This window comes from Streptomyces sp. NPDC058052 (assembly GCF_042885515.1).
Classification (GTDB): domain Bacteria; phylum Actinomycetota; class Actinomycetes; order Streptomycetales; family Streptomycetaceae; genus Streptomyces.
In genome coordinates this window covers 1-8,200 of sequence record NZ_JBHVRX010000066.1, presented here as the reverse complement: position 1 = coordinate 8,200, position 8,200 = coordinate 1, and the positions used below count along the sequence as shown (strand labels likewise).

At 68.9% G+C, this 8,200-nt stretch carries 5 protein-coding genes and 2 pseudogenes; 5 read left to right on the top strand and 2 right to left on the bottom strand.

Annotated features, from left to right (window positions below; all coding sequences use genetic code 11):
- Nucleotides 1–348: helix-turn-helix domain-containing protein (locus tag ACFVU3_RS39735; protein ID WP_390073671.1), on the bottom strand; the 348-nt coding region annotated here is incomplete at its 3' end.
- Between the two features lie 597 nt (nucleotides 349–945).
- Between ACFVU3_RS39735 and ACFVU3_RS39730 the strand changes: the two are divergent.
- Nucleotides 946–1,158, top strand: a pseudogene (locus ACFVU3_RS39730) (zinc-ribbon domain-containing protein); the annotation flags it as partial.
- A 72-nt stretch (nucleotides 1,159–1,230) separates the two neighbouring features.
- On the top strand, nucleotides 1,231–2,586 hold the full coding sequence (locus tag ACFVU3_RS39725) for a zinc-ribbon domain-containing protein (protein ID WP_390073673.1): 1,356 nt from the start codon (nucleotides 1,231–1,233) through the stop codon (nucleotides 2,584–2,586).
- A 777-nt stretch (nucleotides 2,587–3,363) separates the two neighbouring features.
- Here the strand turns inward: ACFVU3_RS39725 and ACFVU3_RS39720 are convergent.
- Nucleotides 3,364–4,011 (bottom strand): hypothetical protein, encoded by a 648-nt coding sequence (locus ACFVU3_RS39720; RefSeq protein ID WP_390073670.1) that lies wholly within the window; start codon nucleotides 4,009–4,011, stop codon nucleotides 3,364–3,366.
- Nucleotides 4,012–4,103: 92 nt separating this feature from the next.
- On the opposite strand from ACFVU3_RS39720, the gene ACFVU3_RS39715 reads away from it, so the two are divergent.
- The 3 genes and pseudogenes from ACFVU3_RS39715 (at nucleotide 4,104) to ACFVU3_RS39705 (ending at nucleotide 8,028) form a co-directional block, all read left to right on the top strand.
- Nucleotides 4,104–5,300: a restriction endonuclease gene (locus tag ACFVU3_RS39715; protein WP_390073669.1), complete on the top strand. Its 1,197-nt coding sequence runs from the start codon at nucleotides 4,104–4,106 to the stop codon at nucleotides 5,298–5,300.
- Nucleotides 5,301–6,203: 903 nt separating this feature from the next.
- Nucleotides 6,204–7,679 (top strand): annotated as a pseudogene (locus ACFVU3_RS39710) (PQQ-binding-like beta-propeller repeat protein); the annotation flags it as partial.
- Between the two features lie 52 nt (nucleotides 7,680–7,731).
- Nucleotides 7,732–8,028, top strand: a complete 297-nt coding sequence (locus tag ACFVU3_RS39705; protein ID WP_390073672.1) for a hypothetical protein — start codon at nucleotides 7,732–7,734, stop codon at nucleotides 8,026–8,028.
- Nucleotides 8,029–8,200 lie beyond the last annotated feature (172 nt).

Here is an 8,200-nt window from a genome sequence, read left to right as displayed (position 1 = left end):
GGCCCCGGCCGCGGCCGGGGCCGGGGCCGGGGCCGGGAGTGCGCCCTGGGCGGGCGGGGGGAGGTGTACCGGGGGGACGGCGAGGGTGCCGCCCTGGAGAGCGGGCACGGTGCCGTGCAGGACGTCGACCGCGTGCGTCGGTCCGGCGAGGAGGTCGAGGACGGGCAGGCGGTAGTGGGCGGCGAGCTGGTCGACGTCCTCCAGCGACCAGTGCGCGGCACCCGACTGCTTCCGGGACACCTGCGCCTGGGACAGACCGATGCCGGCGGCGAGCACGGCCTGCTTCTCCCCCGTCCGCGTCATGAGCGCGGCGACAGTCAGCCGGAGACTTTCCTCAGTACTCAGCATGATGCAAAACTAGCAGGCATTATGCAATTAACGCATGACTAATGCTTAAAGGGGATCCTGGGAGGGGTGCCCAGGTGGGTACCGGTGGACGCCCCTTGCGTGCACACGATCACCCCTGCAACGTCGAGGCCGGGGCAGGCGTCACGGAGGAACCACGGCGGTGGTTGCACAGCAGCCCAGGCGCCGCGCGCCGGGGAGCTGGAGTGACAAGGCAGAAGCCAGGCCCGTCCGGGGGGAGTCTCCTTGGCCGCGGCTTCGTCCGGCCCCGGGCAGCAGCGGTTCGGACTGACCCCACCGGGGTCCGGGCAGCCCTGCCGGCGTCCATGCCGGTGACCGCGTCTTCCTGGGTCTTGATGCCGTCCCAAACACGCCGCCGGCTGCGACGAGACCCCGGCCGAGACGCCGGCGCTGACGGTGAGGCGGGTCCCGAACGCGGCACAGCAGCCGGGCGCCCGACCGCGCTCCCTATACGGCACGGATATCGAGCACCGCGGTGTAGTCCTGCGCGCAGGAGACCGCCGTCGCGGGCACGTCGATGATCGGGTTCGGCCGCGGGGTAGGCACCGCCGTCAGTGCCGGCTGCGAGGATCACCGGTCATGGGAAAGAGACGTGGGCCCAGTGAGATCGCGGCAGTCCTGACTCGGCTGCGGACGGAGTTCGTCAGCAACATCTCCAGCCCGGGCTACGCCCTGGAGGACCTGCCGATATCGTCCCCGGACCAATGCCAGTGGCGCTGTGCCGAGGAAGAGTGCGGCCACGAGTGGGAGGCCCGCTTCCAGTTCAGGGCGCGAAGTATCAACCCCACAGGGTGCCCGGAGTGCTGGAAGCGCCGGAACCGTGCTCCAGGGCCCGGGGAGTCGCTCGCCGAGCTGGACCCGGTCTTGACCGCGCAGTTCCGGCGCAACAAGGACCGGCCCTCACGCGGGCCCGAGACCCTGCGACCCCAGTCCCACGACATGTGTGATTGGGAGTGCGGACAGGGCCATCACTGGTCGGCCACCGTCGCCAACCGCACCCATCAGCGCGGCTGTCGGGACTGCTCCGGGCACGGGCGTTCTCAGTTCGAGTGCAAGGTCGCGATGCTCGTCGAGGCGGCTTCGGGACTCGTCGTTGAACTCGACCACCGAGTCCGCCTGCCCGGCAGGAAGGAGGACCGCTTCGACCTGTTCCTACCCGGCCCCGACCTGTTGATCGACTTGGATCCGCTGTGGACACACAGCCAGCCCGACAGCCTGCGGCGTGACACCGCGAAGGCTCAGGCCGCCCGAGCCGCCGGACTCGACTTCGAAAGGATCCGGGAGCGGGGGCTGCCGGCGATCCCGCTGTCCGCAACCACCGTCCTCGAGGCCGGCCCAGGAACAGACCCCGAGGACTGGGCATGGGCCGTCGGCGCGCTGCTCCGGATTCGGGGACTGCCCTGGAAGGAACTGGCCCCCGCCGAGGCCACGGCGGCGCTCACGAAGGGAGCGCAGCTCTGGCAGCATGCCGTGGCGGCACCCGCCGTCTCAGCGCTGACCGCCGCTCCGCACCTCGAAGCCGAGTTCGTCGCGAACCTCACCAACCCCGGCGTGGGCCTCGCCCGTATGGCGCCGGGCTGCAACGACCTCTGTACATGGAGATGTCAGGAGGCGGACTGCGGACACCAGTGGGACGTTCCCGTATACACCCGCGCTCTCGCCGGGCGCGGGTGCCGCAAATGCGGCTACAAGAGGATGGCCGCGAAGAAGCGGCGTCCCGCCCCCGGCACATCGCTCGGCGAGGTCAACCCCGAGATGGCCGCTGAACTGGTGGAAGTGATCGGTCACCCGGACCGGACCGCATTCGATCTGCTTCCAAACGCGAACCAGGACTGCCTCTGGAAGTGCCCGGACCCGGTGTGCGCAAAGGTGTACCCCGCTCCGCTCAACCGCCGCACAGGCCAGTTGAGCGGTTGTCCCACGTGCGCCCGCGAGCGCAGCACCGCCGGCCGGATTCGCCCGAAGCCCGGCCAGTCGCTCCTGGACCGGCACGAAGCACTCGCAGGTGAACTCGTCGAGGTCGTCGGTCAACCGGCGTGGACGGCGGCGGACCTCCGGCCCAGTTCCACCCTGCTGTGCAGTTGGCGCTGCCGGAAGCCAGGCTGCCACGGCCACTGGGAGGCCACTCCTGACCAGCGGACACGCCGTGGCGGCACCGGCAAGCCGTGCCCTGTATGCAAACCACCACGCAAGAGCCGGGCACGGCCCGCGACCACCTGACTGCACCCCCCGGCACGGCCAGATCACATCGCCGCCTTCAAAGAGCCTGTCGGCCGGAGCGGAGCAGCTCTGTGCCTCCACCGACGCCTTGCGACGCGCTGGAGGTTCCCGCGCGACGCACACAGGGACGTCTGCTCACTGATGCCCGCCCACTGGCCGGATGGCGGGTCCGGGACCCATCCCCATCCCGCGGCTTCGATGCTGCCGTCCACCTGCCGAAGGAGGCGGTCGCTCTGGTGCGGAACGCGGCATCCGGCTCGATCGGGGTCGCACTGGTCGGCCGTCAGCTGCGTGCCTGGAGTGCTCTCTGACGGATAATCGGGGTCCAGACGACGTGAGGGCTCGTCACCTGACAGCTGCCGTCCGGGGCCCTGGCAGGTGGAGGGAAGTGCCCTCGGTCCCGCGAGGGGACAGAGGCGACTGAGAAGGCTGCCCGGTTTCAGCTCCAGGCCGAGGCGGTGGTCTCCGCGCAGAAGGCGTTCCTGGACATCTGCCGAGAAGAGCTCTCGTACAACGCCCGCCCGGTACCAGATCCTGCGCAAGCGCAAGAAGCAGCGTCCTCCGGCAACGCGCATCGGGCTGACCCTGCCCACACACCAGCCTCCCGGTGCGCAGCGGCCGGATCAGGGAGCTCGTCGGCATACGGGGAGCGGTGTCGGTCATGACGGGACGCCTGACCGACGAAGGAGCACGATGTCGAAGTCTCTCCTCATGGGGGAATCGTGCCAGACAGCCCAGAGGGACTCAGTCCTGTTTAGCGCACGTTCGCGCCGGTCGTTACACGGTTGGCCGCTGGATCGGCGGGGAGTTGACCAGCCCGCACGAGGTGGCCGCCTCGTCTCCCGAGACGGGCCCGGCGATCACCAGCTCGGCGACCTGGGCCACCGCCACGCGATGCTCGGCGAGCAGCTCGTCGGCGATGGCCCAGTACCGCCAGTAGTCCCGGGGGTCCAGCTCCTCGCTCGTGTTCTCCCGCACGACGGACTTCGCGAACATCCAGTCGCCGCGGCCGCCGCACTCCGCGAAGAACATGCGGTCGGGGGTGGCGAGGCCGGACTCCCGCAGCAGCCACGCGTTAGCGGCCACCCCGGCCGCGAGGACGGTCAGCACGGTCCGCTTCGTGTGCTCGAAGAGCAGATCGTTGTTCGCTCCGGTCACCTGGGTCACCTGCCCGCAAGTCTGGTCCAGCTCGGTGAAGGTGAGGGTGATCGAGGGGACGTGGACGCCGAGGACGAAAGCGGCGACGGCGTGGCCGGCCTCGTGGACCGCGACCGCGGCAGTCCGGTTCCTCAGGTCGAGCCTCTCACCGTGGATGGCGCAGCAGGGGAGCTCCTGCGGCGGCGGGTTGAAGAAGGGGCCGAGCTCTCCCCAGAAGTAGGGCTGCTGGCCAGATGCGGGCATGAGGCCCGGAAGTATCGAGGTCACCACTAAAAGGGTACGACGGACTTAAACGATCGTCGGATCGGGCGACGAAACGACAAGCGAGGTGCCTTATTCTCATTCTGCCGGGTCGTCGCATGACGATCCTGATCAACCGCAACGGCCGCACCTTCACCTCCCAGGGATGGCGAGCCTCCGGCTACTCCGTCGCCAAGAAGCACAGCGCCCCGGACGAAGAACTCGAAGCGGGCGGCCGCTGGTCACCGAAGTCGGAGAAAGCCCAAGGGCTACGGCCGCAGCCGCTCCGGCCGCTCCGCCGCCATGCGGCACGTCGAGCCCCGCGCCGGCCGGCCCTCAGGAAACCCGACCGAGGAGAACACCCCGTGAAGCACCACGACGACGGCCGGATCCGCCGCGGTCCCGGAGGGTTCATCGCTCCCGTGCACTGCGGATGCGGACCCAGCCCCACCTGTAAGATCTCGTGCCAGCTCGGCGAGATGTGGTGGCAGTACATAGGGCACCGGATCGCCGAGGAATCCCTGTCGGGTCGCAGGGCGTACGACTTCGGCACCGACGTCTTCAGCACCAGGGAGGAGGTACTGGAGTTCGAGGAGAACCTCCGGGAGGAAGCCCTTGCAGGAGACGTCAGGACTGCGAGCCGGGCCGCGTCCATGCTGCCTGTAGGGCGCTTGTCCGTGCTCGGACTCGATGACGTCGACCAGCTCAACGGCTACACCTTCGAGGTATTCGTCGCCGAACTCCTTACGGCCTCCGGTGGCCGGAACGTCGTGGTGCGCGGCGGTGCCAACGACGGAGGGGTGGACATCACGGGGACGCTCGAACAACTGGGGCGGATCATCGTGCAGTGCAAGCATTCGACGAAGCCGGACAAGAACTCCGTGGACGCGTCGCACATACGCGAGCTGAACGGAGCCCGTGCCGATCACGACGTGGACGTCGCGCTCATGGTGACCAACCGGAAGGTCACCCGGCAGGCGTGGGAGGCGGCAGACCGGTTCCGGATACACATCGTCGGCCGGATCCGTATGGAGCGGTGGGCTTTTCTGGGGTGGCCGATGGAGTACGCGCTGACCGCACCCGAGGCCAGCTCACCCTCAGGTTTCTCCAGGCAGGTTCGTCGCTTCGGGCTTCCCGGGTTCGAGCCCGAGCGGCTCATGCCGAAGCCGCCCGTGCAGGACGACCCGGAGATCGAGACGGAGCTGCCGCTCGCCCTTCCGCCTGTCGGCACCCCGCGGCGCGGCCGCTTCTGGGCACACCGGCGCCGCCCCTCGGAGTCCTCCCCCTGGTACGCGGAGCAGCTCGGCGACGAGTAGGCCGGGGCCGCGCACCTTCACCCCGGGCCCGGGTGCCCGGCGGGACATTGAACTCCCCGGGGCCCCAGGGGCGGTCACGATACCGGCCCCCGCGCCCCAGCTCCTCGAAGAACGCCTACGCGACCGAGCCGCCGAAGAAGCGGCCCCCGGGGCCGCGCAAGCCCGTGGGCACCTGCCCCAAGTGCGGTGCGCCGCCGGGAGAGCGCTGCACCGTCCAGTACGCCGACGGCACGACCGGGCAGGTCGAGATCGGGCACCTGCAGCGCCGGACCGCCCCAGACGCGTAGACGACGTACCAGCGGACCGTCGCAGACCTGCGGGAGCCGACCACTGCGACGGCGACGCCGTCATGCCGGGCCGTCCGCAAGGTCCGCCGAGGCCGCGGCGCTGCGGACGGCCTGTCAGGCACGCTCAGCTGGGGTCGAGCTCGTCCTCCAGGGCGGGCGGTGCCTGCCAGAACGCTAAGCGGCCTGCAGTGCCATCTCAACGAAAGACTTCCGTGGCATTTTCGCGAGAGACAGCAGGTCAAAGTTCCATCACGCCTGCTCAGAGCCGTCTTCCGGCTGCTTTCGCAGGCCGCGCCGCCATGAGCGCACACGCGCGGGGCGTCCACTGCCCCGTAACTCCGTTGGCCGGCACTTCGTTGTCACGGTGGAAGCCGCCCGTAACGGCCCCGGCTCCCGGTGCGGCCCGTGACCACGCCATGAACCCAGAGCCGAAAGTGGCTGAGCAGCAGCACAGGGGGTTTCCGGTGCACGTTCGCTTCTGCAGCCAGGTCACGGGACTGTGCTGGTGGAAGGACGACCCGTGAACCCGCATCACTATGCGAAATAGAAGGCCAAGGAGCTGACCCGGCACAACGGACTGTCGTACGCGGCGAACCTCGAGCGAGTCGTACGCGAGATGGCTGCGGTCAGGGAAGCGCAGTCCGCAGGTCCGTACGCGACCGGTGGCGGCATCGTGCTTGAGCATCGGTTCGGCGCCGTGCTGTTGTCCCACCTCCTCACGGGTCGGCCGGTTCCGGCCCTTGGCGACCACATCACTCCCACACACGTACGTTTCCAGGGCCATCCGATCAGCAGGGTCGACGACATTCTGGTCCGCGGGCAGAACTCCGCGGGGGCTGAGCACCTTCTGTCCGTGGGAGTGCGTCGCCAGCCTCGGCTGGTCGCGAGCGATGCCAAGTCGGTGCAGTTGGTGGAAGCGTTCCTGGACGTTGTGATCAGCCAGTGGCCTCTGCTGCAGAGCGGTCGGCGGAGGTTGGCGCTCGGGGTTGTGCCCGCCTGTCGGCCGGCACATCAGCTGGCGGCTCTGGCCGTCGTGGCTGCGGCGGCGCCGAGTGCCGGGGAGTTCCGGCGCCGCATGGCCCAAGGCAGCCACACGAACAAGGAGGTACGTGACCGTCTGGTGCAGTTCGACGCGCTGGTGGCCGCTGCCTTGCCTGCCGGGCACGCCGACGGCGTCATCCCAAGGCAGGCCGAGTTGGCATGGCGTCTGCTGAGCAAGCTCTCACTGATCGAGCTCACCCCTCGGGGGCTCGCGTCGGAAGCCGATGCGCTGTTCTCGCATCTTGCCGAGCTCGTGGGCATCTACGCTCCGAGCGGATCAGAGGTCGGCCTGGCCTCGCTGATGGCAGACCTTCAGGGCCTTCCCTACTTCGTCCCTCCAGCCGGCCCTGTCCTCACCGCGGGGGCGAGGTCCACGTCGGGTGTGCCAGCCCGCCCAGCCGCGAGGTCCAAGGCGATGCGTGCGGCGGCGAGCAGTCGGCAGGACGTTGTGGTGTGGAGTCAGTCGACCCTGAGCGATAAGGCCGTGCAGCCTGTGCTTGCCGGCGGCACTCTCGTGGTGCGCGATGGCTACTGGCTCCTGGGATTCGACGCGGTGACAGGTGAGCCGACACGGCCTATGCAGACGGCTTTCAACTCGCCGCCGGTGATCGGAGGCGGTCAGGTCTTCGTGGCGGACCGGGAACGCAGGATTGTGTCCGTGGATCTGCGGGCGGGCAGGAAGGGTCAGCCGCTGCCCGCTCACATGCTGGATGACGCGGCTGTGGTCGACCACGGGACGCTGTTCGCGGCCACACCGGATGCGCACCTCCATGCGGTCGACCTCGCGTCTCACGTATTGCTGTGGACTCTTCCTGTCAGCGGTATCCCGGTCGCCCCACCGCAGGTGCACGCAGGCGGGGTGTTCCTGCATACCGGGAGGCGGGGCGATGCCGACGGCGCCGCCGCGGACAGCAGCCTGTGGGCCTTCACCACCAAGGGCTCCCTGCAATGGGTCCACGAGCAGCAGGACGGAGCCCTGTTGCACTGGGCCGCTCTCGGCGAGCGCGTGTACGTGGTCAGCCGACACGAAGCCGACGCGCACAAGATCACCGCTCTGGACGTACCCAGCGGCCAGACCTGCTGGCAATACGCCTTCCGTCCCGATGCGCGGCAATGCCAACAAGCGCCTCGCGAAACTGCTGGAGGACGGCGAAGCCGATGCCCTGCTCCTGGCCTGGAGCGGATCGGCAGCATGGACGTCATCACCGAGATCCTGTCGACCGACGATGATGGCGCCGATCGGCGCCGGTGTCCTCGCGATCCTGTGCTGCGAAGGCGACACCGAGCGAATGCTCCTCCACGTCCTCCAAGGCCACTGCAGCAGCCCGATCGCCGAATTCACCCGGCTCGGGCGCAGCGGGGAGCTCGCCTCGATGACCTCACAGAGGATCTCGTTGTAGCAATCTCACCCATGGCGCCGACACGTGATCGGGACCCGGCGAGCTGGCTGGGACCGCCTTCGAGTGCAGATCAAGCACTTAGAGGTCCTAACAGAAGCTGTTGATCATGTGACTTTCGGTTCGGCTGGTCGTTGGTCTAGCCGTGGGGAAACGTCAGTCGCGGCCGTGGATC